The 26,022-nt window shown below is 71.6% G+C and carries 25 protein-coding genes and 2 pseudogenes; 9 read left to right on the top strand and 18 right to left on the bottom strand.

Annotated elements, in window-relative coordinates:
• Nucleotides 1-836: 836 nt before the first annotated feature.
• Nucleotides 837-1,508: a potassium channel family protein gene (locus ACZ5TL_RS37695; protein WP_114255765.1), complete on the top strand. Its 672-nt coding sequence runs from the start codon at nt 837-839 to the stop codon at nt 1,506-1,508.
• The gene (locus tag ACZ5TL_RS37690; RefSeq protein ID WP_468595287.1) at nt 1,508-2,185 is read left to right on the top strand and encodes a potassium channel family protein; all 678 of its coding nucleotides are present in this window, start codon (nt 1,508-1,510) and stop codon (nt 2,183-2,185) included. The genes ACZ5TL_RS37695 and ACZ5TL_RS37690 overlap by 1 nt, the downstream gene beginning before the upstream one ends.
• An 83-nt stretch (nt 2,186-2,268) precedes the next feature.
• Here the strand turns inward: ACZ5TL_RS37690 and ACZ5TL_RS37685 are convergent, their stop codons facing one another.
• From ACZ5TL_RS37685 to ACZ5TL_RS37655, 7 genes and pseudogenes are all read right to left on the bottom strand, one after another.
• The gene (locus tag ACZ5TL_RS37685; protein WP_468595286.1) at nt 2,269-3,000 is read right to left on the bottom strand and encodes a DUF3159 domain-containing protein; all 732 of its coding nucleotides are present in this window, start codon (nt 2,998-3,000) and stop codon (nt 2,269-2,271) included.
• A 3-nt stretch (nt 3,001-3,003) separates the two neighbouring features.
• The gene (locus ACZ5TL_RS37680) at nt 3,004-3,402 is read right to left on the bottom strand and encodes an OB-fold nucleic acid binding domain-containing protein (RefSeq protein ID WP_468595285.1); all 399 of its coding nucleotides are present in this window, start codon (nt 3,400-3,402) and stop codon (nt 3,004-3,006) included.
• A pseudogene (locus ACZ5TL_RS37675) lies at nt 3,399-4,137 on the bottom strand (response regulator). Before ACZ5TL_RS37675 ends, ACZ5TL_RS37680 begins: the two are co-directional and overlap by 4 nt.
• Nucleotides 4,134-4,404, bottom strand: a pseudogene (locus ACZ5TL_RS37670) (ATP-binding protein); the annotation flags it as partial. The pseudogenes ACZ5TL_RS37670 and ACZ5TL_RS37675, both read right to left, overlap by 4 nt.
• Nucleotides 4,405-4,678: 274 nt before the next feature.
• Complete coding sequence (locus ACZ5TL_RS37665; RefSeq protein WP_468595284.1) at nt 4,679-5,428, bottom strand: DUF3710 domain-containing protein; 750 nt, start codon at nt 5,426-5,428, stop codon at nt 4,679-4,681.
• 1 nt (nt 5,429) lies between these two features.
• Nucleotides 5,430-5,990: a dUTP diphosphatase gene (gene dut / locus ACZ5TL_RS37660; RefSeq protein WP_468595283.1), complete on the bottom strand. Its 561-nt coding sequence runs from the start codon at nt 5,988-5,990 to the stop codon at nt 5,430-5,432.
• Between the two features lie 67 nt (nt 5,991-6,057).
• Nucleotides 6,058-6,642 carry a PaaI family thioesterase gene (locus tag ACZ5TL_RS37655; RefSeq protein WP_468595282.1) on the bottom strand — a complete coding sequence of 195 codons (585 nt, stop codon included), beginning with the start codon at nt 6,640-6,642 and terminating at the stop codon, nt 6,058-6,060.
• 58 nt (nt 6,643-6,700) lie between these two features.
• Here ACZ5TL_RS37655 and ACZ5TL_RS37650 point away from each other — a divergent pair, with 58 nt between their 5' ends.
• A complete protein-coding gene (locus ACZ5TL_RS37650) occupies nt 6,701-7,159 on the top strand; it encodes a DUF3093 domain-containing protein (protein WP_468595281.1) in 459 nt (152 codons plus the stop codon).
• A gap of 60 nt (nt 7,160-7,219) precedes the next feature.
• On the opposite strand, the gene ACZ5TL_RS37645 is transcribed toward ACZ5TL_RS37650, so the two are convergent.
• From ACZ5TL_RS37645 to ACZ5TL_RS37630, 4 genes are all read right to left on the bottom strand, one after another.
• Complete coding sequence (locus tag ACZ5TL_RS37645) at nt 7,220-8,203, bottom strand: hypothetical protein (protein WP_468595280.1); 984 nt, start codon at nt 8,201-8,203, stop codon at nt 7,220-7,222.
• Between the two features lie 13 nt (nt 8,204-8,216).
• Complete coding sequence (locus tag ACZ5TL_RS37640) at nt 8,217-8,513, bottom strand: DUF4193 domain-containing protein (protein WP_003993510.1); 297 nt, start codon at nt 8,511-8,513, stop codon at nt 8,217-8,219.
• Nucleotides 8,514-8,919: 406 nt separating this feature from the next.
• On the bottom strand, nt 8,920-10,167 hold the full coding sequence (locus tag ACZ5TL_RS37635) for a sensor histidine kinase (protein ID WP_468595279.1): 1,248 nt from the start codon (nt 10,165-10,167) through the stop codon (nt 8,920-8,922).
• A gap of 6 nt (nt 10,168-10,173) precedes the next feature.
• Entirely contained in the window at nt 10,174-10,827 is a 654-nt protein-coding gene (locus ACZ5TL_RS37630) for a response regulator transcription factor (protein ID WP_007387794.1), read from the bottom strand.
• A gap of 406 nt (nt 10,828-11,233) precedes the next feature.
• Between ACZ5TL_RS37630 and ACZ5TL_RS37625 the strand changes: the two genes are divergently transcribed.
• Nucleotides 11,234-11,407, top strand: a complete 174-nt coding sequence (locus ACZ5TL_RS37625; RefSeq protein ID WP_468595278.1) for a hypothetical protein — start codon at nt 11,234-11,236, stop codon at nt 11,405-11,407.
• Nucleotides 11,408-11,608: 201 nt separating this feature from the next.
• Here the strand turns inward: ACZ5TL_RS37625 and ACZ5TL_RS37620 are convergent, their stop codons facing one another.
• Complete coding sequence (locus tag ACZ5TL_RS37620) at nt 11,609-12,424, bottom strand: inositol monophosphatase family protein (protein WP_468595277.1); 816 nt, start codon at nt 12,422-12,424, stop codon at nt 11,609-11,611.
• 8 nt (nt 12,425-12,432) lie between these two features.
• On the bottom strand, nt 12,433-13,560 hold the full coding sequence (locus ACZ5TL_RS37615; protein WP_468595276.1) for a ferrochelatase: 1,128 nt from the start codon (nt 13,558-13,560) through the stop codon (nt 12,433-12,435).
• 160 nt (nt 13,561-13,720) lie between these two features.
• Here ACZ5TL_RS37615 and ACZ5TL_RS37610 point away from each other — a divergent pair, with 160 nt between their 5' ends.
• The 3 genes from ACZ5TL_RS37610 (at nt 13,721) to sepH (ending at nt 17,996) form a co-directional block, all read left to right on the top strand.
• On the top strand, nt 13,721-14,959 hold the full coding sequence (locus tag ACZ5TL_RS37610; protein ID WP_468595275.1) for an MFS transporter: 1,239 nt from the start codon (nt 13,721-13,723) through the stop codon (nt 14,957-14,959).
• Entirely contained in the window at nt 14,919-16,247 is a 1,329-nt protein-coding gene (locus ACZ5TL_RS37605; RefSeq protein ID WP_468595274.1) for a D-arabinono-1,4-lactone oxidase, read from the top strand. Before ACZ5TL_RS37610 ends, ACZ5TL_RS37605 begins: the two co-directional genes overlap by 41 nt.
• A 699-nt stretch (nt 16,248-16,946) precedes the next feature.
• On the top strand, nt 16,947-17,996 hold the full coding sequence (gene sepH / locus ACZ5TL_RS37600; RefSeq protein WP_468595273.1) for a septation protein SepH: 1,050 nt from the start codon (nt 16,947-16,949) through the stop codon (nt 17,994-17,996).
• An 86-nt stretch (nt 17,997-18,082) separates the two neighbouring features.
• Here sepH and ACZ5TL_RS37595 read toward each other — a convergent pair whose 3' ends face one another.
• On the bottom strand, nt 18,083-18,934 hold the full coding sequence (locus ACZ5TL_RS37595) for a sulfurtransferase (protein WP_468595272.1): 852 nt from the start codon (nt 18,932-18,934) through the stop codon (nt 18,083-18,085).
• Between the two features lie 248 nt (nt 18,935-19,182).
• Between ACZ5TL_RS37595 and ACZ5TL_RS37590 the strand changes: the two genes are divergently transcribed.
• Nucleotides 19,183-19,986 carry a VOC family protein gene (locus ACZ5TL_RS37590; RefSeq protein WP_468595271.1) on the top strand — a complete coding sequence of 268 codons (804 nt, stop codon included), beginning with the start codon at nt 19,183-19,185 and terminating at the stop codon, nt 19,984-19,986.
• 151 nt (nt 19,987-20,137) lie between these two features.
• Here the strand turns inward: ACZ5TL_RS37590 and ACZ5TL_RS37585 are convergent, their stop codons facing one another.
• The 4 genes from ACZ5TL_RS37585 to ACZ5TL_RS37570 form a co-directional block, all read right to left on the bottom strand.
• Complete coding sequence (locus tag ACZ5TL_RS37585) at nt 20,138-20,788, bottom strand: thymidine kinase (RefSeq protein WP_468595270.1); 651 nt, start codon at nt 20,786-20,788, stop codon at nt 20,138-20,140.
• A 71-nt stretch (nt 20,789-20,859) separates the two neighbouring features.
• Nucleotides 20,860-22,056: an alkaline phosphatase family protein gene (locus ACZ5TL_RS37580; RefSeq protein WP_468595269.1), complete on the bottom strand. Its 1,197-nt coding sequence runs from the start codon at nt 22,054-22,056 to the stop codon at nt 20,860-20,862.
• Nucleotides 22,056-22,652, bottom strand: coding sequence for a DUF5998 family protein (locus ACZ5TL_RS37575; RefSeq protein WP_468595292.1), 597 nt, complete (start codon nt 22,650-22,652; stop codon nt 22,056-22,058). The genes ACZ5TL_RS37580 and ACZ5TL_RS37575 overlap by 1 nt, the downstream gene beginning before the upstream one ends.
• A 42-nt stretch (nt 22,653-22,694) precedes the next feature.
• On the bottom strand, nt 22,695-25,559 hold the full coding sequence (locus tag ACZ5TL_RS37570; protein ID WP_468595268.1) for a bifunctional acetate--CoA ligase family protein/GNAT family N-acetyltransferase: 2,865 nt from the start codon (nt 25,557-25,559) through the stop codon (nt 22,695-22,697).
• 177 nt (nt 25,560-25,736) lie between these two features.
• Between ACZ5TL_RS37570 and ACZ5TL_RS37565 the strand changes: the two genes are divergently transcribed.
• Nucleotides 25,737-26,018, top strand: coding sequence for an HPr family phosphocarrier protein (locus ACZ5TL_RS37565; protein WP_003993478.1), 282 nt, complete (start codon nt 25,737-25,739; stop codon nt 26,016-26,018).
• The last annotated feature ends 4 nt before the right edge of the window (nt 26,019-26,022 follow it).

The raw sequence follows: 26,022 nt of genomic DNA, 5'->3' as shown, positions 1-26,022 counted from the left end.
GCTTCCCGTGCCTATATGACTAAGCCCCGTCCCTGCCCGGCTGTCACCGCCCCCGGAGGCCTCATGCACACGACCGCAGAGCTGATCGGCGCCGCAGCCACGCTGTTCGTCCTCGGGATCCTCACCGTGGCGAGTGTGCGGAGCATCAGCCGCCGCAAGGACGTGTCGCCGGGGACACGCTAGAGATACGAGCCGCAGACGCGGCACCACGGCGCTGAGCCGCAGCCACCACCCGCCACCCACAGGCCACAGGCCACAGGCCACAGGCCACAGGCCACAGGCCACAGCGCGAGAGTGCATCACCGACTTCCGCCGCACGGCCCGCCGCCGCCCCTGACCCGCTGCAGCTCCGCCACCCTCGCACCCAGTTCCTCCCGCCCGATGCTGTCCGCCCGGGTCGACGGGACCGTGCAGGCGTACGCGCCCGCCACCGTGCCGTACAGGGCGCACGGGCACCTCGGGCACCTCGGGCACCTCGGGCACCTCGGGCACCTCGGGCACCTCGGGCACCTCGGGCACCTGCACGATCGTGTCCACACCCGCGCCGCCCAGCACCAGGACGTCGATCTCGTAGCCCATCGCGGCTTCCTCCCCCGCCCAGGGCATCGCCGGAGCCCCGGCAGGGCCCTCGGCAACCCCCTCGGCTTTGCCGATACGTTGGAGTCGGACAGTCGAACTCTGCACCGGCCCCGGAGGGCATCATGGCGTGATGGCACCGGCATGATGTTGCCTGGCGGCCCGCGCGCAGACCGCGACGTGATGCCTGGCGAGCCGAAAGAGGGACATGAGCACAACATTCAAGGTCAGAGGGCCTGCAGGAAGCACGGTGTGACGCGATGCATATTGTCATCATGGGTTGCGGAAGGGTGGGTTCCGCACTGGCCCAGAACCTGGAGCAACAGGGTCATACGGTCGCCGTGGTCGACCAGGACCCCACCGCCTTCCGCCGGCTGGGCTCCTCGTTCGGCGGCCGCCGGGTCACCGGAGTCGGATTCGACCAGGACACCCTGCGCGAGGCGGGCATCGAGGAGGCCGGCGCCTTCGCCGCCGTCTCCAGCGGTGACAACTCCAACATCATCGCCGCGCGCGTGGCCCGCGAGATGTTCGGCATCGAGAACGTCGCCGCGCGCATCTACGACCCTCGCCGCGCGGAGGTCTACCAGCGCCTGGGCATCCCCACCGTCGCGACGGTCCGCTGGACGGCCGACCAGATGCTGCGCCGTCTGCTCCCCTCCGGCGCCGAGCCGCTGTGGCGCGATCCCACCGGCGGCGTCCAGCTCGCCGAGGTACACGCCTCCACCGCCTGGGTCGGCCACAAGATCAGCCGGATCCAGGAGGAGACCGGCGTGCGCGTCGCGTTCCTGACCCGGCTCGGCGAGGCGGTCCTGCCCACCTCGCAGACGGTGCTGCAGGAAGGCGACCTGGTGCACGTCATGATGCGCACCGACGAGGTCGACACGGTCGAGGCGGCGTTCGCCAAGGGTCCCGAAGAGGAGGGCGGTCACTGATGAGGGTCGCCATTGCCGGAGCCGGCGCCGTCGGCCGCTCGATCGCGGGCGAACTGCTGGAGAACGGCCACGAGGTCCTGCTGATCGACAAGGCACCGACCGCCATCTCGGTCGAACGCGTCCCGCAGGCCGAGTGGCTGCTGGCCGACGCCTGCGAGATCACGTCCCTGGACGAGGCGGCGCTGCAGCGCTGCAACGTCGTCATCGCCGCGACCGGCGACGACAAGGTGAACCTGGTCGTCTCGCTCCTCGCCAAGACGGAGTACGGCGTTCCGCGCGTGGTCGCCCGGGTGAACAACCCCAAGAACGAGTGGCTCTTCAGCGAGTCCTGGGGCGTGGACGTCGCGGTGTCCACCCCGCGTCTGATGTCGGCCCTGGTCGAGGAGGCGGTGAGCGTCGGCGACCTGGTCCGTCTGCTCCGCTTCAGCCACGGTGACGCCAACCTCGTCGAGCTGACCCTGCCGGAGGAGTCGGCCCTGGCCGGCACCCGGGTCGGCGACGTCGAGTGGCCCGAGGACACATCCCTGGTCACGATCATCCGCGGCACCCGCGTCCTGACCCCCTCCCGGGAGGACTCCCTGGAGGCGGGCGACGAGCTCCTCTTCGTGGCCGCCCAGGCGCGCGAGGAACAGCTGGAGGACCTGCTGTCGGTACGCCGGGACACGGCGGCGAGCTGAACGGAGCCCTGCGGGCTGGCGGAAGGGGCGTCCCGAGTGGGTGGCTCGGGACGCCCCTTCTGCCAGCTCTCAGCTCTGGAGCCTCACTGCTCGGCGGACCGGGCCGCGGCCTGCCGCTCCCGCTCCTCGGCGGCCTTCTCCGCCGCCTCCATTTCGGCGAACACGTCGATCGGCGCGGGCGCCTTCGCCAGGAAGACCCACGTCAGCCACACCGCGAGCAGGAAGGGCGGGATCTTCAGGGCCACCAGGACCCAGCCCAGCTGCGTGGTGTCGGCCCACCAGTACAGCGGGAAGAGGATCGCGCACTTGGCGAGAAGGATGGCGCCCCACGCGTAACTGGCCTTCGCGTACGCCTTCTTGCGGCCCGGATTGCGCGTCCGCCAGGAGAGGTTCTCCTTGAAGACCGGGCCGAGGATCAGCCCGATCAGCGGCACACCGCTCAGCGTGGTGATGATGTACGCGAGGCCCAGACCCAGCGTGTAGAGCATGCCGGGCAGGTAGAAGTCCTTGGCTTCGCCGGTCATCATCGCGAAGACGACACCGAAGGCCACGCCGAAGACACCGCTGAAGGCGTGCTTGACGGTGTCCTTCCTCACCAGCCGGACCACGACCAGCACCAGCGACACGGCCAGCGCCGCGATCGCCGACTGGTGCAGGTCCTTGTTGATCGTGTAGATGGTGACGAACAGCAGGCCGGGCAGCACCGTCTCGACCATGCCCCGCACGCCGCCGAACGCCTCGAACAGGGCGGCCTCGGTCACCGCCCGGGCATCGTCCGCAGATGTCTCTTCGGTCGGCTTGTCGAGCGACGTCACCGGCTACTCCCGTCCGAGGGGTCTGAGTTCGTACTTGGGATTGAACAGCACCCGGCGGCCCCGGCTCATCGAGATCCGGCCCGATGCGATCAGCTTGCGCCCCGGCTCTATGCCCACGATGGAGCGCCTGCCGAGCCACACCACGTCCAGTGCGGCGGAGCCGTCGAACAGCTCGGCCTCCAGTGCCGGAACGCCGGCGCGCGGCCGCAGGGTGACCGTGCGCAAGGTACCAGTAACCGTCACTATCTCGCGGTCCTGGCAGTCTCCGATCCGGGTACAGCCGGCCGTCTCCGCGTCCTCCCGCAGTTCCTCGGACTCCAGGTCCTCCTGCGACGAGGAGAGCCGGCCGAGCATGCGCCGGAACCGGCCCGCCGGCTTTTCGGAACGAGGAACAGCGCTCATATCTGAAGCGTACCGGGGCGTGCTGACATCTCCGTACCCCTGCGGTGAGGGCGCCATTTCTCGAACCGGTGGCCCATCCCGGGCTCCGTGATGACGTGCTTGGGATGCGACGGTTCCGTCTCCAGCTTCCGCCGCAGCTGCGCCGTGTACACCGCAGATGGTTCGTCTCCGTCCCGTACGACGGCCCCCACACCTCCCGCAGCAGCTGCTTCTGCCCGACCACGGCCGCTGTTGCGCACGAGGACCTCCAGCAGGTGCCACTTCCGTGGGGGTCAGCCGTACGTCCTTGCCGGCGCGGTTGACCTTCTTCACGGCAAGGTCGACGGTGAAATCGCCGGTGTCGACGATCACGTCGTCGTCCCCGCAGCCGGCCGGTTCGGCCCTCCGCACGGCGGCCCGCAGCCGGGCCAGCAGCTCGTCCATGCCGAACGGTTTGGTGACGTAGTCGTCGGCATCCGCGTCCAGCGCCTCGACCTTCTCGTCGCAGGAGTGCCGGGCGGACCGCACCAGGATCAGCACCCGGGTCCAGCGGCGCAGGCCCCTGATCACCTCGACACCGTCCATGTCGGGCAGCCCGAGGTCGAGGACGACTACGTCGGGGTGGCAGGCGGCGGCGAGCCGGAGGGCGGTGGCACCGTCGTGGGCCGCGTCGACCTCGTAGGTGCGTCTCTTGAGGTTGATCACGAGGGCGCGCACGATCTGCGGCTCGTCGTCGACCACCAGGACGCCGGTCATGAGGCCTGCCTCTCGGGTTCTGCTCTGTGGAGAGGCTCCGGGCGCGTGCCCGCCGAGCGGAGGGTGAGGACCATGGTGACTCCGCCACCGGGGGTGTCCTCGGCGTTTTCAGGGTGCCGCCCATGGCCTCGGCGAAGCCGCGCGCCACCGCGAGCCCAACCCCACCCCGGCGCCGCGCGGTGCGTCGCCGTAGCGCAGGGCCGCCGACTCCGAACCGAAGGTCTCCCGGACCCGTTCCAGCAGCTCCTCCAGGCTGGTCCCGCCGCGCATCGCGTGAGGTGCTGGGATGCGCGTCGGCGGGCCAGGCCAGGACACCGGCGACGAGGGCGGCCGAGGCCGCGGGGAGAGCGGTTGTGCGCCTGCGTGGAGGGGTGCATGGAGGGACGTGGAGGGCCTTCCGTTCTCGGACAGGAACGTGAAGCGCCTTCACGGACGGACGCGCTGGCCGGAGACCGGAGGTACAGGCCGATGTGCCGTCAGGGTTCCGCCCACGAGAAGGGGCCGCACCCCCGGTGGGATGCGGCCCAGGTGCTTCTGTGACTCAGCGGACCTCGGTGATCTCCGGTCCGCGCTGGAGCTGACCCATTCCGCCCGCGAAACGGGAGCCCTCCTCCTGCTGCACACCCTCGGGGACCATCTGGGCGTCGTCCGGCAGCTTCAGGACGATCGGGTCACGGGGCGCCATCGGGGCATCGCCGCGGACCACGACCGTGTCCCGGAAGATCTGCTCGAGCAGGCCGGCCGCCTGCGGCTGCACCGCGCCCTGACCGGAGATGACCCCGCGCAGGAACCAGCGGGGGCCGTCCACACCGACGAACCGTACGACCTGGAAGCCGCCGGTGCCGTCCGGCAGCTGCACCGGCACTTGGGCCCGCAGCTCCCAGCCCAGCGGCCCCTCGACCTCGTCGACGATGCCGCCCTGCTGGGTGATGCCGGTGCCGATCTCCTCGCGCACCTCGCCCCAGATGCCCTCGCGCTTGGGAGCGGCGAAGCCCTGCAGCTGAATGGCGCTGTCGCGCAGCACGACCGTCGCCGCCACGATCGCGTCACCCGCGACCTCGACCCTGAGCTCCATGCCGTCGACGCCCGGCACGAACAGACCGCCCAGGTCGACCCGGCCCTCGGCCGGATCGCGGACCTCGGAGCTGTCCCAGGGTCCGTCGGGGCGCGGCGCCGGCTCGAGCCTCAGGCGCTCGCCCTCGTCCGCCTCAGTGTCGACACCGTCGACGACCTGCTCGGCCTCGCCGGCCGCGTCCTCGGCGGCATCCCTCTTCTTGCGACGTCCGAACACGTCACTGTCCTTCCCGGTCGGATACGACCGAAGCGTATCGATTCCCACCCGCCTGACCGCCCACGGCGGCCTGACCACTTGTGCCGCTCGTCCCGTCCACCGCGGCATGGCCTCCGGTGGACCCGAAGCCCCCCTCGGCCCGCGCGGAGCCGGGAAGCTCCGCCACCTCGTGGAAGCGGACCCTCTCGACCTGCTGGACGACCAGTTGGGCGATCCGGTCGAAGCGCTCGAACCGCACGGCCTCGCGCGGGTCGAGATTCACCACGATCACCTTGATCTCCCCACGGTACCCGGCATCAACCGTCCCCGGGGCATTCACCAGGGCGACGCCGCAACGGGCGGCCAGACCGGATCGCGGGTGCACGAAGGCCGCGTACCCCTCCGGCAGTGCCACAGACACTCCCGTGGGCAGCACGGCCCGTTCACCCGGCGCCAGTTCGCACGCCTCGGTGGTGCGCAGATCTGCTCCGGCGTCACCGGGGTGCGCATAGGACGGAAGCGGTACGTCCGGATCGATGCGCCGGATCTGCACGTCGACCGGCTGCCGACTCAAGGGGCTCATGGGGCTCATGGGGGTCATGGGGCTTTCCAGGCTCGGGGGCCTGCGGGGCTGAAGGGGCCCGCTGGGCTCACGGGTTCACCTCGAAGGCGCGGGTGCGACGGACCTGGTCCGGGTCGTTCATGGCGGCCTGGATCTCCTCCCGGCGGCCGTGGTCGACGAAGTGGTCGACCTTCACCTCGATGAAGAGCGCGTCGGCGCGGACCGCGACGGGCCCTTCGGGGCCGCCGACGCGGCCGGTCGCGGTCGAGTAGATCTTCCGCCCGGCCACCGCTGTCACCTCCGCCTCCAGGTGGAGCGTGGTGCCGACGGGCACGGGCCGGACGAAGTCGGTCTCCAGCCGCCCGGTCACCGCGATCGTGCGCAGCAGCCAGTTCAGCGAGCCGAGGGTCTCGTCCAGGGCGCTGGTGAGCACGCCGCCGTGCGCGAGGCCCGGGGCGCCCTGGTGGGCGGGCCGCACGGTGAACTCGGCGCTCAGGGACACACCCTCGCCGGCGCGCGCCTCCAGGTGCAGCCCGTGCGGCTGGTCGCCGCCACAGCCGAAACACTGGCCGTAGTGGGCGCCGAGGAGCTCACCGGGCGCCGGAGCGTCCGGATGCCGCACGGGTCGCACGGCGTCGGCCGGAGGCTGAAGGGCTGCGGAAGTACCACTCACAGCCGGAGACCTTACCCGCGCGTCGGCCCGTGCCGGACACCGTGTCAAGCTTGGCTCCATGCAGCTCTCCGCCGCCCCTTACGAAGAACGCCTCACCGCCCCGCGGACCTGGTGGCTGATCTCGTTCCTCGTCGGGGTCTCCATGGCTCTGGTCCTGCTCCCGTTCGGGACGCTGCCGATGCTCGGCGGCCTGGCCGGGGGCACCGCGGTGGCGGCCGTCGCCGCGAGTTCGTACGGCTCGGTCCGTATCCGTGTGGTGGGCGACGCGCTGATCGCGGGCGAGGCGAAGATCCCGCTGGCTGCGCTGGGCGAGGCGGAGATCCTGGACGCGGAGGAAACCCGTGCCTGGCGCACGCACAAGGCCGACCCGCGCGCCTTCATGCTGTTGCGGGCCTACATCCCCACGGCCCTGCGCGTGGAGGTCACGGACCCGGAGGACCCGACTCCGTACCTGTACCTGTCCACGCGCGAGCCGGAGCGCCTGGCCGAGGCGCTGAGGGCCGGGAAGCCGGCGTAGCACGCCTGCGCGGGGTTTCACCCGGCCTACGGACGCGCTGGTCGGACTAACGGGCTGGTCTCAGTGCCCGTCCCCGTGCTTGCCGTCGGGCCTGCCGTCGCCCTCGTGGTCCTGGTGGTCCTGGTGACGGCCCAGGGGGTCGTGTGTGATCTCGTCCATGTCCAGGGCATCCGCCGGACGGTCCAGGGTGGGAAGGGTCTCCAGGGCCTCCCAGGGCACCTGGATCTTGCGCAGGTCCGCGCGGATGCGGCCGGCGAGCTTTCTCGTCTCGCTGCGGTTCATGGCCGCGCCGACGGCCGCGCCCACCAGGAACGGCACCAGGTTCGGCATGCTGCGGACCATCCGCTTCATGATCCGCTGCCGCAGCTCCCGCTTCATGCGGCTGTTCAGCGCCGTACTCAGTGTCGACGGCTTGGTCGCGTCGATCCCTCGCTCCCCCGACCACGAGTCGAGGTACGCGGTGCTGCGCTGCTTGACGTTGCCGGGCGGGCGTACGCCGTAGACCTCGTGGAGTTCGGCGATCAGCTTCAGTTCGATCACCGCGACGCCGGTGACCTCGGCGGCCAGTTCCGTCGGCATCGCGGGTGGCACGGGAAGCATGGCCGCCGCGCCGACGCCCGCGCCGACCGTGGCCGTCGCCTTCGCCGCGCCCGCGACGAGCTTGTCGGCGAGCTCCTCGGGCCCGAGGCCCGGGAACTGTCTGCGCAGGGTCGCCAGGTCCCGTACGGGGACCCGGGGGGCCAGTTCGATGACCCGGTCGGCGAGGTACGCGAGCCCCGCACGGGCCCGCTCGCCGCCCTTGCGGGCGCCTTCCTTTGCCCTCTCCCGGATCGCCCCCGCCCGCCGTCGGGTGACGGGAGCGGGGACCTGCACGGACGCCGGGAGATCGCCCCGGTCCGCTGCCGGTTCGAGCGAGGCCGCTCCCGTGCCGGTTGAGCCTCGCCCGTCGTCACGCGCTTCGTACCGCGGGCCGTCGTCGATCGGCCCTTCGTCCGCTTTCCGCCAGGAGAAGCGGCGCTTCCAGGGAGGGGTCGAGCCAGTCACGGCCGACCCCGCCTCAGTCGCAGTCGCGGCAGATCGGCTGACCGTTCTTCTCCCGGGCCAGCTGGCTGCGGTGGTGCACCAGGAAGCAGCTCATGCACGTGAACTCGTCCTGCTGCTTCGGGAGCACCCGGACGGCCAGCTCCTCGTTCGAGAGGTCGGCTCCGGGCAGTTCGAGGCCTTCGGCGGCCTCGAACTCGTCGACGTCCACGGCGGAGGCCGACTTGTCGTTCCTCCGGGCCTTCAGTTCTTCCAGGCTGTCCGAGTCGACGTCGTCGTCGGTCTTGCGTGGAGTGTCGTAATCGGTTGCCATGGTCGCTCTCCCCCTCTGGGTGTCTGCGGTGTCTCCAGCGCACGTAACGCGTGAGAGGCCGGACTTGTGCCCGACCTGAGGCGGAGATTTTGCCTCACATCAAGGTCTGTTACTCAATCGACACCCAACCGGACCCCTCTTGAGTGATCGGCTTGGATGGCGATGGGGACCGTACACGGTCCGAATGCCGCACTACAAAGGCGTCTCACCGTGTACTTCCCGTGATCAAGACCCCCGAAAACCGGGATTTTCCCGGCTTTCCGACAGCAGGCATGATCACAGAGAGTAGATGACCGGAAAAGCGCCCCTGTGATCGATCACACACGGGACACGCACGGCGATGTCTCGGAAATTCCGCGTAAAGCGAACATCTCCGTGTGCCCCCGAGTTGATCGGCGTCATGATCTCAGATAGGCAGCGTGACTCGCATCACGAGCCCACCTCCTTCGCGCGGCTGGGCGTAAATGTGCCCGCCGTGCGCCCGGGCCACGGACCGGACGATGGACAGCCCCAGTCCGACGCCCTTGTCGCTGCCCGTCCGCTCCGTGCGCAGCCGCCGGAACGGCTCGAAGAGGTTGTCGATCTCGTACGCCGGCACGACCGGGCCTGTGTTCGAGACGACCAGGACCGCCTGGCCGTGCTGGACCTCTGTGGTCACCTCGACCCAGCCCCCCTCGGGCACGTTGTAGCGCACGGCGTTCTGCACCAGGTTCAGGGCGATCCGCTCCAGCAGTACGCCGTTGCCCTGGACGACCGCGGGTTTCTGCTCGCCGCGGATGCGCACGCCCTTGGTCTCGGCCTCGGCGTGCACCTGGTCGATGGCCTGCCCGGCGACCTCGGCGAGATCCACCGGCCCCCGCTCGACGATCTGGTTGTCGCTGCGGGCGAGCAGCAGCAGGCCCTCCACCAACTGCTCGCTGCGCTCGTTGGTGGCCAGCAGCGTCTTGCCGAGCTGCTGGAGCTCCACGGGCGCGTTCGGGTCGGACAGGTGCACCTCCAGGAGCGTGCGGTTGATCGCCAGTGGCGTTCTCAGCTCGTGCGAGGCGTTGCCGACGAAGCGCTGCTGGGCGGTGAAGGCACGCTGCAGCCGCTCCAGCATGTCGTCGAAGGTGTCGGCCAGCTCCTTCAGCTCGTCGTCCGGGCCGTCCAGCTCGATCCGGCGGGACAGGTCGGAGCCCGCCACCGCGCGGGCGGTGCGGGTGATCCGGCCCAGCGGCGACAGGACGCGTCCCGCCATGGCGTAGCCGAACGCGAAGGCGATGACCGCCAGGCCCAGCAGTGCCAGGAGCGAGCGGCTGAGCAGGTTGTCGAGTGCGGCTTGACGCTGGTCGTCGATGCACTTGCTGATCGCCGCGTTGAATTCGTCGAGCGTCGGACTGGCGGAGTTGACCGCAGGGCAGTTGTCACTGGCCACCTTGATCTCCGTGCCGCCGACGATCTTGAAGAGCGGCTCGTTCCCGGTGTTGAGCGCCTGCGCGGCCAGCAGGTAGATGATCGACAGCAGCAGGATGCCCGCGATCAGGAACATGCCGCCGTACAGCAGCGTGAGTCTTATGCGGATGGTCGGGCGCAGCCACGGAAAGGGCGGCACGGGCCTTCTCGGGTCCCAGGTGGGCTTCGGGGGCGCCTGCGGAGGCGCGGGAGTCGCTGCCACGGGATATCAGATCCGGTAGCCGGAGCCGGGGACCGTGACGATGACGGGCGGCTCGCCCAGCTTGCGGCGCAGGGTCATGACCGTCACGCGTACGACGTTCGTGAACGGGTCGGTGTTCTCGTCCCAGGCCTTCTCCAGCAGCTGCTCCGCGGAGACGACGGCACCCTCGCTGCGCATCAGCACCTCCAGGACGGCGAACTCCTTGGGGGCGAGCTGCACCTCCTTGCCGTCGCGGAAGACCTCACGGCGGTTGGGGTCCAGCTTGATCCCGGCCCGCTCCAGGACCGGCGGCAGGGGCACACTGGTGCGCCGGCCGAGGGCCCGCACGCGCGCGATGAGCTCGCTGAACGCGAACGGCTTGGGCAGATAGTCGTCGGCGCCGATCTCCAGGCCCTCGACACGGTCGCTGACGTCTCCGGAGGCCGTCAGCATCAGCACGCGCGTGGGCATGCCGAGCTCGACGATCCTGCGGCAGACGTCGTCGCCGTGCACGAGCGGGAGGTCGCGGTCGAGGACGACCACGTCGTAGTCGTTGACGCCGATACGCTCCAGGGCGGCCGCACCGTCGTACACGACGTCCACGGCCATGGCCTCCCGGCGCAGCCCGGTGGCCACCGCATCGGCGAGCAGTTGCTCGTCCTCGACGACGAGTACGCGCACGTCCTAGTCCTTCCTCAAGTCCGCCCGAGCGGCGCAGGGCACACGCGGGCAGGGGTCTTCGACGGTGTTGGTGTTGGCCTCCATCCTGCCCTTTTCAGTCATAAGTCGGAGGTAAGGCGGGTGAGGGGTCCGGGACCCGGGAGGGAATACGAGATTTTCTCCTCCGGTTAGGTTTCTACGGAAGGGAGCCTGGGGAGGACGGCTTTACATCCCACGATCACCCTCTGCTGGTACCGCGCCACCATGCGGTGCGCATCGATCCGCTTTTCCGCAGGGCGGGCGTGGGTGTCCGGCACCGTCGCCGCCCGGCCGAGCGGCGCTGGGCATCCACAGGAGACGTGATCGTCCCTTCCGAACGGCACACCCCCGTGCCATCGACCCACGACCCAGGACGAGGGGGCGCAGCATGGACGCATTCACCGCAGGACTTCTGCAGCGCATAAGGGCGACCGAGTCCGATCTGTCCCGGGCTCGCGACGAGGGCGACGACTTCCTCGTCGAGGTGGAGCAGGGTGAGCTCGACGACCTGCGCCGTCTCGCCGCCGAGCACGGTGTGGAGGTCGGCGCGACGCGCGTCTGATCAGGCCGTACGAAAGCGGGCCCCGGCGAATCCAGCGCCGGGGCCCGCTTCGTCGTTCCGCGGGGGGTGTTCGCGCGGCGTTCAGTGTGCCGCCGACTGTCGTACGACGGCCGGGACCACGCCCCCGTCGCACGACGGCCCGACCTCGCGTCCGTCGTACGACAGATCAGCACGTCCGTCCTACGGCGGCCCGGGGCGCTCTCAGTCGTGCCAGGCGCCGAAGTCCTCCAGGAGTCGCTGGAGGGGCTCGAAGACGCCCGGGGTACCCGCGATCGCCAGATCGCCTGACGGGCGCTCTCCGGGGCGTCCACCGGTCAGCGCGCCCGCTTCCCGGGCGATCAGATCGCCCGCCGCGAGGTCCCAGGCGTGCAGGCCCCGCTCGTAGTAGCCGTCGAGGCGTCCCGCGGCCACGTCGCACAGGTCGACCGCGGCCGAGCCGCCGCGCCGGATGTCCCGCAGCAGCGGGATGAGCCGCTGGGCGACCTCGGCCTGGTGGGTCCGGACCTCGGTGACGTAGTTGAAGCCCGTGGAGACCAGTGCCTGGTCCAGGGGCGGAGCGGTGCGGCAGGCCAGCCTGCGCTCGCCGTCCCAGGCCCCGGTGGCCCAGGCGCCCCGGCCGCGCACGGCATGGAACGTCTCGCCGCGCATCGGGGCCGTGACCACTCCGACGACGGTCTCACCGTCCTGCTCGGCGGCGATGGAGACGGCCCAGGTCGGCAGCCCGTACAGGTAGTTGACCGTGCCGTCCAGCGGGTCGATCACCCAGCGGACGCCGCTCGTGCCCTCGGTTGAGGCGCCCTCCTCGCCGAGGATGCCGTCGTCCGGGCGGCGCTCGGCGATCAGGCCGGTGATCAGCTTCTCCGCCGCGATGTCCATCTCCGTGACGACGTCGATGGGGCTGGACTTGGTCGCGGCGACCGCGAGGTCGGCCGGGCGCCCGTCCCGCAGCAGCGCGCCGGCGCGGCGGGCGGCCTCCTGGGCGAGGCCGAGCAGATCCGTGTGCAGGGGGTCGGTCACAGGGCTCCTCACGCGTCGGTGCTGTCGGCGCCCGCGGCGGCGGGCCGGGGAGCGCGGGCCGGGCAGCAGCCGGCCGGGCACAGGTGGTGGCTCGCCCCGAGGGAGCCCAGGGCACACGGCGTGACCTCCTGTCCGCGCTCGGCGGCGGCACGCTCCACGACGAGCTCGCGGACCGCGGCGGCGAACCTCGGGTCGGCTCCGACGGTGGCCGAGCGGCGCATCGGCAGCCCCAGCTCCTCGGCCTTGGCCTTGGCCTCCGTGTCGAGGTCGTACAGGACCTCCATGTGGTCGGAGACGAACCCGATGGGGGCGATCACGACGGCCGGGACGCCCGCCGCGTTGCGCTCCTCCAGGTGGTCGCAGATGTCCGGCTCCAGCCACGGGATGTGCGGGGCGCCGGAGCGGGACTGGTAGACGAGCTGCCAGGGGTGGTCGACGCCGGTGCGCTCCCGGACGGCCTCGGCGATCAGCTTCGCCACGTCCAGGTGCTGCAGGACGTACGCGCCGCCGTCGCCGTGGCCCTCGACGGGGCCGGAGGTGTCGGCGGAGGCCGTCGGGATCGAGTGCGTCGAGAAGGCGAGGTGCGCGCCGTCCCGGACGTCCTCGGGAAGCTCCTCCAGGGACCGGACCACCCCGTCGATCATGGGCTCCAGGAAGCCGGGGTGGTTGAAGTAGTGCCGCAGCTTGTCGATCTTGGGCAGCTCCAGGCCCTCCGCTCCCAGGGCGGCGAGCGCGTCGGCGAGGTTCTCACGGTACTGGCGGCAGCCCGAGTACGAGGCGTAGGCGCTGGTGGCGAGGACCAGGACGCGGCGGCGGCCGTCGCGGACCATCTCGCGCAGCGTGTCCGTCAGGTACGGCGCCCAGTTGCGGTTGCCCCAGTAGACCGGCAGGTCCAGGCCGTGGTCCGCGAAGTCCTTGCGCAGGGCGTCCAGCAGGGCCCGGTTCTGGTCGTTGATGGGGCTGACCCCGCCGAAGAGGAAGTAGTGCTGCCCGACTTCCTTGAGTCGTTCCTTGGGGATGCCGCGCCCGCGCGTCACGTTCTCCAGGAACGGGACCACGTCGTCCGGGCCCTCCGGGCCGCCGAAGGAGAGCAGGAGCAGGGCGTCGTAGGGGCTGGCATCGCGCGCGTCTGGCATGGGTCCGATCCTGTCACCCCGCACTGACAGCCGGGAAACGGCGGGGTGACACCCGCCGGGCGGCCGGTCCCGGACTGGGCCGGACGGGTGTGGCCGGACGTCACGGGACGTAAGATCTGTCGACTGCGTTCGCAGCTTACTGAGTCTTTCGGAGACCCCGTTGCCCAGCCCTTACCGCGCCCTGTTCGCCGCCCCCGGCACCAAGGGTTTCTCCGCCGCGGGCTTCCTCGGCCGGATGCCGCTGTCGATGATGGGCATCGGCGTGGTCACGATGGTCTCCCAGCTCACCGGGCGGTACGGACTGGCCGGTGCCCTGTCGGCGACCATCGCGCTGGCCGCCGCGGTGGCCGGACCGCAGGTCTCGCGCCTGGTGGACCAGTACGGGCAGCGGCGGGTGCTGCGCCCGGCGACGCTGATCTCCCTGACGGCGGCGGCCGTCCTGCTGTTCGCCGCGCACTACCGGTGGCCGGACTGGGTGCTGTACACGGCGTGTGTCGGCATCGGCTGCGTACCGAGCGTCGGCGCGATGATCCGGGCCCGCTGGGCGGCCCTGTACCGGGGCACGCCGCAGCTGCACACCGCGTACTCCTTCGAGTCCGTGGTGGACGAGGTGTGCTTCATCTTCGGGCCGATCATCTCCATCGGCCTGTCCACGGCCTGGTTCCCGGAGGCGGGCCCCCTGATCGCCGCCGCTTTCCTCGCGGTCGGCGTGTTCTGGCTGACCGCGCAGCGCGCCACCGAACCCGAGCCGCATCCGCGCGAGCGGAAGGGCGTGGGCAGCGCGATGCGCGCGCCGGGGCTTCAGGTCCTGGTGGTCACCTTCGTCGCCACCGGGGCGATCTTCGGGGCGGTCGACGTGGTGACCGTGGCGTTCGCCGACGAGGAGGGGCACAAGGCCGCCGCGAGCATCGTCCTCGCGCTGTACGCGGCGGGTTCCTGTGCGGCGGGCATGATCTACGGGCTGCTGCGCTTCACCGGGGCACCGGAACGTCGGTGGTTGCTGGGCGTGTGCGCCATGGCCATGAGTATGATCCCCCTCCTACTGGTCGGAAACTTGCCGTCTCTGGCCGTGGCGCTGTTCGTTGCGGGTCTGTCCATCGCTCCCACGATGATCACGACGATGTCCCTCATCGAAGAGCACGTACCACGCGCGCAGCTCACCGAAGGCATGACCTGGGTGAGCACCGGGCTCGCGGTCGGAGTCGCCCTCGGCTCCTCCGCGGCCGGCTGGGTGATCGACGCGGCCGGGGCGCGTGCGGGGTACGGGGTTCCGGCGGTGTCCGGAGCCGTCGCGGTCGCGGTGGGTTTCCTCGGGTTCCGCCGGCTCAAGAGACCGGCACCGGGTCGGGGAGGCTCCGTTGAGCAGCACAGCGAACGGAAAGAACGGCACGTGGCGTAACTGGGGCGGCAACGTCCAGGCGCGTCCCGCGCGGGAGGTCACCCCGGCCTCCGTCGACGAGCTGGCCGCCGCCGTGCGGCGGGCCGCCGAGGACGGCCTGAAGGTGAAGGCCGTCGGCGCGGGGCACTCCTTCACGTCCATAGCCGCGACGGACGGCGTGTTGATCCGCCCTCAACTGTTGACCGGCATACGGGAGATCGACCGCGAGAACATGACGGTCACGGTGGAGGCCGGCACGCCGCTCAAGAGGCTCAACGTGGCCCTCGCACGGGAGGGCCTGTCGCTCACGAACATGGGCGACATCATGGAGCAGACGGTCTCCGGGGCCACCAGTACCGGCACGCACGGCACCGGCCGCGACTCCGGTTCGATCGCCGCCCAGATCAAGGGCCTGGAACTGGTCACCGCCGACGGCTCGGTGCTCACCTGCTCGGAGAAGGGGACCGGCGAAGAACGCGCGGTCTTCGCCGCCGCCCGTATCGGCCTCGGCGCGCTCGGCATCGTCACCGCGATCACCTTCGCCGTCGAGCCGCTCTTCCTGCTCACGGCGCGCGAGGAGCCGATGCCGTTCGACAGGGTCCTCGCGGACTTCGAGGAACTCTGGGCCGAGAACGAGCACTTCGAGTTCTACTGGTTCCCGCACACCGGCAACACCAACACCAAGCGCAACAACCGCAGCGCGGGCCCGGAGAAGCCCGTGCCGCAGCTCAGGAGCTGGATCGATGACGAGGTCCTCTCCAACGGCGTGTTCCAGGTGGCCAACTGGGTCGGCCGCGCGGTGCCCGCCACGATCCCCGCGATCGCGCAGATCTCCAGCAAGGCACTGTCCGCGCGGACCTACACCGACACTCCTTACAAGGTCTTCACGTCCCCGCGCCGGGTGCGCTTCGTGGAGATGGAGTACGCCGTTCCGCGCGCGGCCGTCGTCGGGGCGCTGCGCGAGCTGAGGACGATGGTCGACCGCTCCGGCCTCCGGGTCAGCTTCCCCGTCGAGGTGCGCACCGCCCCCGCCGACGACATCACGCTGTCCACCGCCTCCGGCCGCGACAGCGCCTACATCGCCATCCACATGTTCCGGGGCACGCCCTACCAGCGGTACTTCACCGCCGCCGAGCGCATCTTCACCGCGCACGAGGGCCGTCCGCACTGGGGCAAGATCCACACCCGGGACGCCGAGTACTTCTCCCAGGTGTATCCGCGCTTCGGCGAGTTCACGGCACTGCGGGACCGCCTCGACCCCGATCGGCGGTTCCAGAACGACTACTTGCGGAGGGTTCTCGGGGCGTAGGCGACCGCTCGGGGTACTGCGACCGGGGTCCTCGCTTGCGGTGAGCGTGGGAGCCGGGCCCGGTGCCGTACCCGCCGCCCATGTGCGGTAAGGGCGAGGCGTCCCCGCCCCGGGTGTGCCGGTGCCGGACGGGCCGTCGTGGGCTGGGCCGTCATCCTCCGAACCGGAGTCCGAACCGCCGGAGGTCCGGGAGCCATGGGCGGGCGCGGGTTCCCCGGAGCGTCCGAATCCCGGGCCTCGCCCGCCTTTCCCGTACGCGCTCGTTGATCTGCGCAAGAAGGGGATGTGCGGCCGAAATTCTTGGTTCCGATTCTGGCGATTACGTGAAGTACCCCACGTTCAAGATCGAAGAATGGGGGCAGGGGGCGGCCAAGTCCCCGCTCTTGCCAGAAGTTGGACGGCGTGCCAATCCACGCACGTGGCCCGAATGGAGTACTGTTGCGAGCCCTGGGCCCGGTCTCCCATCAGGGTGTACGGGGCCTTTAAGGACCGCCGGGAGGGGGCTAGTTGCACAGGGTGACAGGTTTCGTCACTTAGCGTTGCGAATAGGTAACCGTGCCATAACGGCGATCCAGGGCCCGCGCCCGACACGCCGGGCAACTCGGCAAGGTTGTGGCAGGCTGCACCCGGGCAGGCCACACTCGACTAGCGGAAGCAGCGACGCACGTGACGTCGGCAGGCACCACCCGGGAGGTCCCCATGCCCGAACTGCGTGTCGTGGCCGTCTCGAATGACGGCACACGGCTGGTGCTGAAGGCTGCGGACAGCACGGAGTACACGCTTCCGATCGACGAACGGCTCCGCGCCGCCGTGCGCGGCGACCGTCCCCGCCTCGGCCAGATCGAGATCGAGGTGGAGAGCCACCTCCGCCCCCGCGACATCCAGGCGCGTATACGTGCCGGCGCGACCGCGGAAGAGGTCGCGCAGATGGCCGGCATCCCCGTCGACCGGGTCCGTCGCTTCGAGGGTCCCGTGCTCGCCGAGCGTGCGTTCATGGCCGAGCGGGCCCGCAAGACCCCGGTCCGCCGCCCCGGCGAGAACTCCGGTCCGCCGCTGGGCGAGGCCGTGCAGGAGCGGTTGCTGCTGCGCGGGGCAGACAAGGACTCCGTCCAGTGGGATTCGTGGCGCCGTGACGACGGCACGTGGGAAGTCCTGCTGGTCTACCGCGTCGCGGGCGAGCCGCACTCGGCGAGCTGGACGTACGACCCGCCCCGGCGGCTCGTCCAGGCCGTCGACGACGAGGCGCGCTCGCTGATCGGCGAGTCCGACGACCTGGCCGCGCCCGAGCCCAGCTTCCCGTTCGTCCCGCGGATCGCCCGGCTGCCGCGCGACAGACCGCTGGACCGACCCGGCGACCGCGAGCGGCCCAGCCTGCCCGCGCAGGCGTCCGAGCCCGACGAGGAGTCCACCGCCGTCACGGCCTCGGGTGAACGGGACTCGCTGACCAGCCTCCTGGAGGCGGTGCCGAGCTTCCGCGGCGACCTGGTGGTTCCGGAGCTTCCCCCGGCCGAGCCCGAGGAGGAGCCCGTCGCCGAACCCGAGGCGGAGGAGCCCCCGGCTCCTGCGGCCTCGGCCGGTTCCGCGTACGCGGACGTCCTCATGCCGCGTTCCGTCGGCACTCACCGGGACCGGCTCATCGGCGCCACCGACCGGCAGGCCGAGGCCGACGGCGTCCGGCCGGGCCGCAGAGCCGCCGTCCCGAGCTGGGACGAGATCGTGTTCGGGACGCGGCGCAAGAAGCAGGAGTAGCCAGGCCGGTTGTGCAGAGGGAGGAGGGCCGCGCCCGCCGGGTGCGGCCCTCGCCCATGCCGGATCACTGCCGGATCACTGCCGGATCACTGGGGGTCCGGCCCCACCGCGACCGGCCGGTCCGGGTCCGAGGACCACTCCGACCAGGACCCGACGTACAGCTCTGCCGGGACACCCGCGACCGCCAGCGCCAGGACCTCGTGGGCCGCGGAGACCCCCGACCCGCAGTACACGCCGACCCGCGAACCCTCGGACACGCCGAGCCCCCTGAAACGGTCGCGCAACTCCCCGGCGGGGAGGAAGCGGCCGTCCGGCCCCACGTTCTCCGTGGTGGGTGCCGACACCGCGCCCGGGATGTGCCCGGCCACCCGGTCGATCGGCTCCACCTCGCCCCGGTACCGCTCCCCCGCCCGGGCGTCCAGCAGCACCCCGGACCGGGCCAGCGCGGCGGCGGCCTCCGCGTCGAGCAGCCCCGTCGCCCCCGGCTGGGGCACGAAGTCGCCCTCCGCAGGGGCCGGCACGGACTTCTCCAACGGGCCCTCCCAGGCCGGCAACCCACCGTCGAGGACCCGCACGTCCGGGTGACCCGTCCACCGCAGCAGCCACCACGCCCGGGCCGCCGCCCAGCCCTGGCCGCCGTCGTAGACGACCACCGGCGCCCCGGACGACACGCCCGCCCGGCGCATCGCCGCACCGAAGCGCGCGAGGTCCGGCAGCGGATGCCGGCCGCCCTCGCCCGGCGCGGAGGCCAACTCCCCGTCCAGGTCGACGTAGACGGCACGGGGTAGGTGCCCGGTCGCGTACACGGCCCGGCCGTCGTACGGCGGTTCGCCGGCCGTCTTGGCCGCGGTGAGCTGCCAGCGGACGTCGAGCAGCACCGGCGGGGCGGCGCCCGCCAGTTCGCTCGCGAGATCGGATGCGGAGATGATGGCGTTCATGGCCCCATCCTCGCGCACGGGGTGGCCGAGCCGTCCGTGTCCGGCTACTCTGCTCGGCCGGACCGGGGCGATCACACGGCGTACGGGAACAAGCACATGCTGTACAGCTGAGCGACACATCCCGCTGAGCGCGCCGCAAGGGAAAGGGGCCCGCACATCGGGCATTCTCCCGGACAGGATCGCCGCAGGGCGCGCCCCACGAGGGCTGCGGAGAGCACGGCCACCGCGAGGCCGAGAAGAGAGTGACGATGACCGACGCACGCGGGTCCGCCGGCCCGAACGGCCAAACGCCCGCTCGGCACACGCCCGGCACACCCTGCTGGGTGAGCCTGATGGTGCACGGCCTGGCCGCGACCGAGGAGTTCTACGGAGCGCTGTTCGGCTGGGAGTTCCAGCCGGGCCCTCATCAGCTCGGCCCGTATGTGCGCGCGCTGCTCGACGGGCGCGAGGTGGCCGGCATCGGCCAACTGCCGCCGGACCGGCACCTGCCCATCGCGTGGACGCCCTACTTCGCCTCGGAGAACGTGGATCTGACGGCCGAGACGGCACGGAGCTGCGGCGGCACGATCGGTGTGGGCCCGCTGGACGCCGCCGACGCCGGCCGCCTGGCGATCGGCTCCGACCCCTCGGGTGCGGTCTTCGGCATCTGGCAGGCCGCAGCACACCTCGGCACGGCCGTCTCGGACGTCCCCGGCACGCCCGCCTGGAACGAGTTGCTGACCTTCGAGTCGGCGAGCGTCGCCAAATTCTACCGGTCGGTGTTCGGCTACGAGGAGGAACCGGTGGTCTCCGCCGACTTCGACTACGTGACACTGCAGCTCGAGAGGCGGCCCGTCGCCGGCGTCCACGGGCTGGGGCGGGCGCTGCCCCGCGACCGGGGGCCGCACTGGGTGACGTACTTCCAGGTCGCCGACGTCGACGACGCGCTGGACCATCTCGTTCACCTGGGCGGGCAGATCCTCAGACCGGTGCACGACACCGCGCACGGGCGCGTGACGGGGGTGGCGGATCCGGAAGGGGCGCGGTTCGCGCTGCTGCAGCGGCCGAGTTGACGGTCCGCCGGCCGGCCGGTGAGCGAGGCGCGTCACTCGGAGGCGGGTCATTTGAGGGCGCGCCGCTCGGGGCACGTCGCTTGGAGGCAGGTCATCAGGAGCGCGCCGCTCCGGGCACGTCGCTCGGGGCGTATGCCGGTCCATGGAGCGGTCAGGCCGACGACACCGGCAGCACGTCCTGCGACAGGGCCGCCGCGCGGGCCGACGCCGCGGTCATACGGCGGCGGTGGTGTCGGCGGCACAGCACCTCGTAGCCGACCTCGTCGGCGGAGTGGGTGACGTCGCCGACGACCACCTGGGCGCCCTCGACGACCATGACGCCGCCTATCGTGCGGGCGTTGTGCGTGGCACGGGCGCCGCACCAGCACAGGGCCTCCACCTGGAGCACCTCGACCCGGTCGGCCAGCTCCACCAGCCGCTGCGAGCCGGGGAACAGCTTGGAGCGGAAGTCGGTCGTGATGCCGAAGGCGTAGACGTCCAGGCTCAGGTCGTCGACCACGCGCGCGAGTTGGTCGATCTGTTCCGGTGCGAGGAACTGGGCCTCGTCGGCGATCACGTACTCCGCGCGGCCGCCCTGGGAGAGGTGGTCGACGAGGTAGGCGTAGAGGTCCTGGCCGTCCTCGACCTCCACCGCGTCCGTGACCAGGCCGAGGCGCGAGGACAGCTTGCCCTCGCCGGCCCGGTCGTCGCGCGTGAAGATCACGCCCTGGAGGCCGCGTGCCGAACGGTTGTGCTCGATCTGGAGAGCCAGCGTCGACTTCCCGCAGTCCATCGTTCCGGAGAAGAACACCAGCTCGGGCATGTCGGGTTGAGCACCTTTCGGCGGGGAGAGGTCAGGCGGGATAGGCCGGTCGGAGGTCGTCGGGCGGGGCTTCAGGAGCGTACTTCGAGCAGGGGGACCAGCTGCTCGGCGGGGGTCATCGAACCGTGGTTGCCGACCATCGCCGACTCCTTCGGCTCCCGTTCGGAGGCGATGAGCAGCACGTCGTCGCGCGCGGCGGCGACCACGTCGCCGATCCGGCCGTACACCCGTTCGTCGATGTGCGGGCCGAACCAGCCCGCCGCGATGGCCTCGTCGCGGGAGGCGACCCAGAACTGCTCGCCGAGCACCTCGCGCCAGCAGGTCAGGACGTCGCCCGAGGCACCGGGCACCGCGTACACGTGCCGGGCGCGGCCCTCGCCGCCGAGCAGGGCGACGCCGGCGCTCAGCTCCCAGTCCTCGTCGAAGTCGATGCGGTGCTGCTCGTCGAAGGGCACGTCGATCATGCCGTGGTCGGCGGTGACGTATAGGGCGCTGCGCGGGGGCAGTTGCTCGGCCAGGCGCTGTACCAGGCGGTCGGCGTACATGAGCTGGCCGCGCCAGGCGTCGGAGTCGACGCCGAACCGGTGGCCGGCGCCGTCGACCTCGGCGAAGTACGTGTACACCAGCGAGCGGTCGCCCGCGGCCAGTTGCTCGGCCGCCAGGTCCATACGGTCCTCGCCGGTCAGCCGCCCCAGGAACCTCCCGCCACTGAGCGCGACCTTGGTCAGCGGGGTGTTCTCGAACGCCGGGGACGACACCTGCGCGGCGTGCACCCCCGCCTCGTGCGCGAGCTGGAAGACCGTCGGGTACGGCTGCCAGGAGCCGGGCGGGGTCCACGGCTGCCAGCGCAGCTGGTTCATCAGCTCGCCGGTGTCCGGGTTGCGCACGGTGTAGCCGGGCAGGCCGTGGGCGCCGGGCGGCAGGCCGGTGCCGACCGAGGCGAGGGAGGTGGCCGTGGTCGCCGGGTAGCCGGCGGTGAGCGGACGCCCGGTGCCGCCGCGCGAGGTGGCGAGCAGGGACGTCATGAAGGGGGCGTCCTCGGGGTGCGCCCTCAGCTGCTCCCAGCCGAGGCCGTCGATCAGGAACACGCAGTTCCGGTCGGCGGGGGTCAGCTCGGTGATCGTGGCGGTCATGCCGGGCACGTCCAGGCCGGCGGCCAGGGTGGGCAGGAGGTCGGCGAGCGATCCGCTGCCGTACTCGGGGACGGGTGCGGAGGTGACGGTGAGCGGTTCGGGATAGGGGTCCCAGGCCGTCTTGGGCTGTGCCATCAGCGGGTGGTGTCCGCGGTCGCCTCGGAGAGGGCCTGCGCGAAGGCGAGTGTCTGGCGCACGGTCTCCGGTCCGTCGCCGGCCTCGCTGACGCGCAGGCTGAGGTCGTCCGCCGTCGAGTTGCCGGTGTAGCCGTGGTCGGCCTCGCAGTTGGGGTCGCCGCAGGCGGCGGGCTCCAGGTCGATGCGGGAGACGGCGCCCCAGCCGATGGTGAGGACGACCTCGCGGGGCAGCGTGCCCGGCTTGTACGACTCCGGGTTGGCGACCACGCGGCTGACCACGATCGACGAGATCCGGCTCATCTTCACGGACTCCGTCGACGTCGTGGCGTACGGCGTCGGGGAGGTGCTGTCGGCGGCCTGCTCGTCGGTGTGGCTGACGATGAAGCGGTGGTCGGTGAGGACGAGCACCGTCACGTGTCGCCGCACCTCGTTCTGGTCGAACGTCGTCTCCTGGTGGACCAGGTACGACCGGATGGGCTCGCCGCCCACGGCGGCTTCCACCGCCTCGGCCACGAGGGCCGGGTAGTAGCCGCTGCGCTCGATCGCCGCCCGCAGCCCCTGGGTCGTCGTACTGGTCTTGGCCATGACGCCCATCCTACGGTGGACCACTGACTGCGAGGCACCGCTCGCCCCCTGTCAGTACGCGGGGAGGGTCCGCGGGCCGAGGTCGTCGCGGGCGGGCGGGGGCGCGAGGCGGACCGAGGCGCCCAGGACGCTCAGGCCGTGCGAGGCGACCACGACCGGCTCCAGGGTGACCGCGACGACCTCCGGGTGGTCGTCGACCAGCCGGGACACCCGCAGCAGCAGCTCCTCCAGGGCGCCGGTGTCGGCCGGTGCGGAGCCGCGCCAGCCGAACAGCAGGGGTGCGGTTCGGATCGAGCGCACCAGCGAGGTCGCCTCCGTGTCGGTGACCGGGATCAACCGGTGCGCCGTGTCCCCGAGCAGCTGTGAGGCGGCGCCGGCGAGCCCGAAGGAGAGTACGGCTCCGGCCGCCGGGTCGATGACGGCCCGGACGACGACGTCCACCCCGCGTGGTGCCATGCGCTGCACGACGGGGCGCAGCTCCTCCGGCGTACCGAACAGCTCCGTCAACTCGTCGTACGCCCGTCGCAGTTGCTCCTCGTCCGCGAGGTCCAGGCGGACTCCGCCCAGGTCGGCGCGGTGCCTGAGGTGCGGGGCGGTGGCCTTGAGGGCCACGGGGTAGCCGAGGATGCCGGCGGCTTCGGCGGCGGTGTCCGCGGTCGGGGCGGGCAGGGCGCGGTGGACCTGGATGCCGTAGTGGCCGAGCAGGTCACAGGTCTCCTCGGTGCCGAGCGTGAGCCCCTGCCCGCGCGCGAGCGAGCCGTCGATCAGGGCAGCGGCGCCCTTCTCGTCGATGTCCTCGTACTCGGGCACCCGGCCGGGGTCGGCGGCCTCGCGCCGCCACTGCGCGTAGGTGACGGCCTGGGCGAGGGCGCGGACGGCGCGCTCGGCGGCGGGGTAGGCGGGGATGAGGTGGGCGCCTTCGGGAGCGTCGGCAGCAGGGAGCCGTTCCTCGGTGGATGCCGGGCGGGGGGCGTTCCGCGGAGGGTGGTCCACCCCGGCTGGCGGATGGTCCGCCCCCGCTTGCGGATGGTCCGCCCCGGCCTGGGGTGCCGTGCTCGCCGCCGCGGACAGGGCCTCGGCCAGGCCACCGAGCTCCACGTGCACCACCAGGACCGGCTTGGCCGGAGCCGCGGCGGCGGCGGAGCGCAGCGCCTGCGCGAGGGCCGCGTCGGCGACCGGGCCCTCCCCGACCGCAGGTATGGCGGTGACGACGACCGCGTCGCACCGGTCGTCGGCCAGCGCGCGGGTCAGGGCCGCGTGGAAGTCCGCCGCCGACGCCGCCGTCGTCAGGTCTTGCGGAGGGTGCGGCCGTAGGCCCTCGGCGAGGCACGCGTCGTAGGTGAGCAGCCCGAGCGACTCGGAGTTGCCGAGGATCGCCACCCGGGGCCCGTCGGGCAGGGGCTGCCGGGCGAGGAGCAGGCCCGCGTCCACCAGCTCGGTGATGGTGTCGACGCGGATGACGCCGGCCTGCCGCAGCAGGGCCGAGACGGTCGCGTGCGGCAGTCGCGTCGCCCGTACGGCGTGCCCCTGGGGTGCGGCGCCGTGCCGCGCGCCCTGGACGACGACCAGCGGCTTCGCCGCGGCGGTCCGGCGGGCGAGGCGGGTGAACTTGCGGGGGTTCCCGATCGACTCCAGGTACATGAGGACGACGTCGGTGTCGGGGTCCTCGTACCAGTACTGGAGGACATCGTTGCCGGAGACGTCGGCCCGGTTGCCGGAGGAGACGAAGGTGGAGACGCCGGTCACGCCCGTGACACCGCCGCCGCGCCGGTGCAGCCGGGAGAGCAGGGCGATGCCGATGGCACCGGACTGGGCGAACAGGCCGATCCGGCCCGGGCGCGGGGTCTCGGGGGCGAGGGAGGCGTTGAGCCGGACCCGCGGGGAGGTGTTGATGATGCCGAAGGCGTTCGGCCCGATGATCCGCATGCCGTACATGCGCGCGTGCCGCACGAGTGCGCGCTGGCGTTCGCGCCCCTCGGGGCCGCTCTCGGCGTAACCGGCGGAGACCACGACGAGCCCCTGCACCCCGTGTTCGCCGCACGCGGTGACGACGTCGGTGACGTGTTCGGCCGGTACGGCGACGACCGCGAGGTCGACGGGGCCGTCGATGTCCCGCACCGAGCGGTGGGCGGGAACCCCGTCGAGCTCTTTCTGCTCCTCGGGAAGGGCCTTGTTCACGGCGTACAGGCGGCCGGTGAAGCCGGCGTCGCGGATGTTGCCGAGGACGCTGCGGCCCACGCCGTCCGGGGTGCGCCCGGCGCCGATGACGGCGACCGAGCCGGGGGCGAGCAGCCGCTGCACGGAGCGGGCCTCGGCGCGGTGTTCGCGCGCGTACTGCACCGCGAGGGAGCGGTCGGTGGGTTCGAGGTCGAACTCCAGACGGACCACCCCGTCCTCGAAGCTGCGCTGCTGGGTGTACCCGGCGTCCGTGAACACCTTGATCATCTTGCTGTTGGCGGGCAGCACCTCGGCGGCGAAGCGGCGGATGCCGCGCTCCCGGGCGACGGCGGCGACGTGTTCGAGCAGGGCGGAGGCGACACCCCGGCCCTGGTGGGCGTCCTGGACGAGGAAGGCGACCTCGGCCTCGTCGGCGGGTGCGGACGCGGGCGTTCCGTCGGCGCCGATCCGGTCGTAGCGTACGGTGGCGATGAACTCGCCGCCGACCGTGGCCGCGAGTCCCACCCGGTCCACAAAGTCGTGGTGCGTGAAGCGGTGGACGTCCTTGGCGGACAGGCGAGGGTACGGCGCGAAGAAGCGGTAGTACTTCGACTCGTCGGAGACCTGCTCGTAGAAGCTGACGAGGCGATCGGCGTCATCAACGGTGATGGGCCGGATGCGCGCGGTGCCACCGTCGCGCAGCACCACGTCGGCTTCCCAGTGGGCGGGATACTCATGCCGGTCCGGCGAGGTCTGCATGGGCCCCAGAGTACGGCTAGCGCCTGACAACGGCGCGAGGCAGTCTGTGGAGGGCGTCAGTCGGGTCGAGGCCGCGATCCGACGGCACCTCCGGAGCGGAACGCGAGGACCGCTCCGGGTGGCTTCACGATGTGGGAAACTGGTCTAGACAACCTGAACACCGAAGGGCAGCAACACATGGCTGAGCGCCGCGTCAACGTCGGCTGGGCCGAGGGTCTCCACGCCCGCCCCGCCTCCATCTTCGTCCGAGCCGCCACGGCCGCAGGCGTCCCGGTGACGATCGCCAAGGCTGACGGCAACCCCGTTAACGCGGCCTCCATGCTGGCCGTCCTGGGCCTGGGCGCCCAGGGTGGCGAGGAGATCGTCCTCGCCTCCGACGCCGAGGGCGCGGACGCCGCCCTGGACCGGCTGGCCAAGCTGGTCTCCGAGGGTCTCGAGGAACTGCCTGAGACCGTCTGATACG

The organism is Streptomyces sp. NPDC033136 (assembly GCF_055578235.1).
This window is presented reverse-complemented; position numbering and strand designations above follow the sequence as displayed.

Bases quoted from the DNA above. Each gene is read 5' to 3' on its own strand.
- ACZ5TL_RS37695 (WP_114255765.1), top strand. From the start codon at position 837: ATGCATATTGTCATCATGGGTTGCGGAAGGGTGGGTTCCGCACTGGCC.
- ACZ5TL_RS37690 (WP_468595287.1), top strand. From the start codon at position 1,508: ATGAGGGTCGCCATTGCCGGAGCCGGCGCCGTCGGCCGCTCGATCGCG.
- ACZ5TL_RS37680 (WP_468595285.1), bottom strand. From the start codon at position 3,402: ATGAGCGCTGTTCCTCGTTCCGAAAAGCCGGCGGGCCGGTTCCGGCGC.
- dut (WP_468595283.1), bottom strand. From the start codon at position 5,990: ATGAGCCCCTTGAGTCGGCAGCCGGTCGACGTGCAGATCCGGCGCATC.
- ACZ5TL_RS37650 (WP_468595281.1), top strand. From the start codon at position 6,701: ATGCAGCTCTCCGCCGCCCCTTACGAAGAACGCCTCACCGCCCCGCGG.
- ACZ5TL_RS37640 (WP_003993510.1), bottom strand. From the start codon at position 8,513: ATGGCAACCGATTACGACACTCCACGCAAGACCGACGACGACGTCGAC.
- ACZ5TL_RS37625 (WP_468595278.1), top strand. From the start codon at position 11,234: ATGGACGCATTCACCGCAGGACTTCTGCAGCGCATAAGGGCGACCGAG.
- ACZ5TL_RS37615 (WP_468595276.1), bottom strand. From the start codon at position 13,560: ATGCCAGACGCGCGCGATGCCAGCCCCTACGACGCCCTGCTCCTGCTC.
- sepH (WP_468595273.1), top strand. From the start codon at position 16,947: ATGCCCGAACTGCGTGTCGTGGCCGTCTCGAATGACGGCACACGGCTG.
- ACZ5TL_RS37595 (WP_468595272.1), bottom strand. From the start codon at position 18,934: ATGAACGCCATCATCTCCGCATCCGATCTCGCGAGCGAACTGGCGGGC.
- ACZ5TL_RS37590 (WP_468595271.1), top strand. From the start codon at position 19,183: ATGACCGACGCACGCGGGTCCGCCGGCCCGAACGGCCAAACGCCCGCT.
- ACZ5TL_RS37585 (WP_468595270.1), bottom strand. From the start codon at position 20,788: ATGCCCGAGCTGGTGTTCTTCTCCGGAACGATGGACTGCGGGAAGTCG.
- ACZ5TL_RS37580 (WP_468595269.1), bottom strand. From the start codon at position 22,056: ATGGCACAGCCCAAGACGGCCTGGGACCCCTATCCCGAACCGCTCACC.
- ACZ5TL_RS37575 (WP_468595292.1), bottom strand. From the start codon at position 22,652: ATGGGCGTCATGGCCAAGACCAGTACGACGACCCAGGGGCTGCGGGCG.
- ACZ5TL_RS37570 (WP_468595268.1), bottom strand. From the start codon at position 25,559: ATGCAGACCTCGCCGGACCGGCATGAGTATCCCGCCCACTGGGAAGCC.
- ACZ5TL_RS37565 (WP_003993478.1), top strand. From the start codon at position 25,737: ATGGCTGAGCGCCGCGTCAACGTCGGCTGGGCCGAGGGTCTCCACGCC.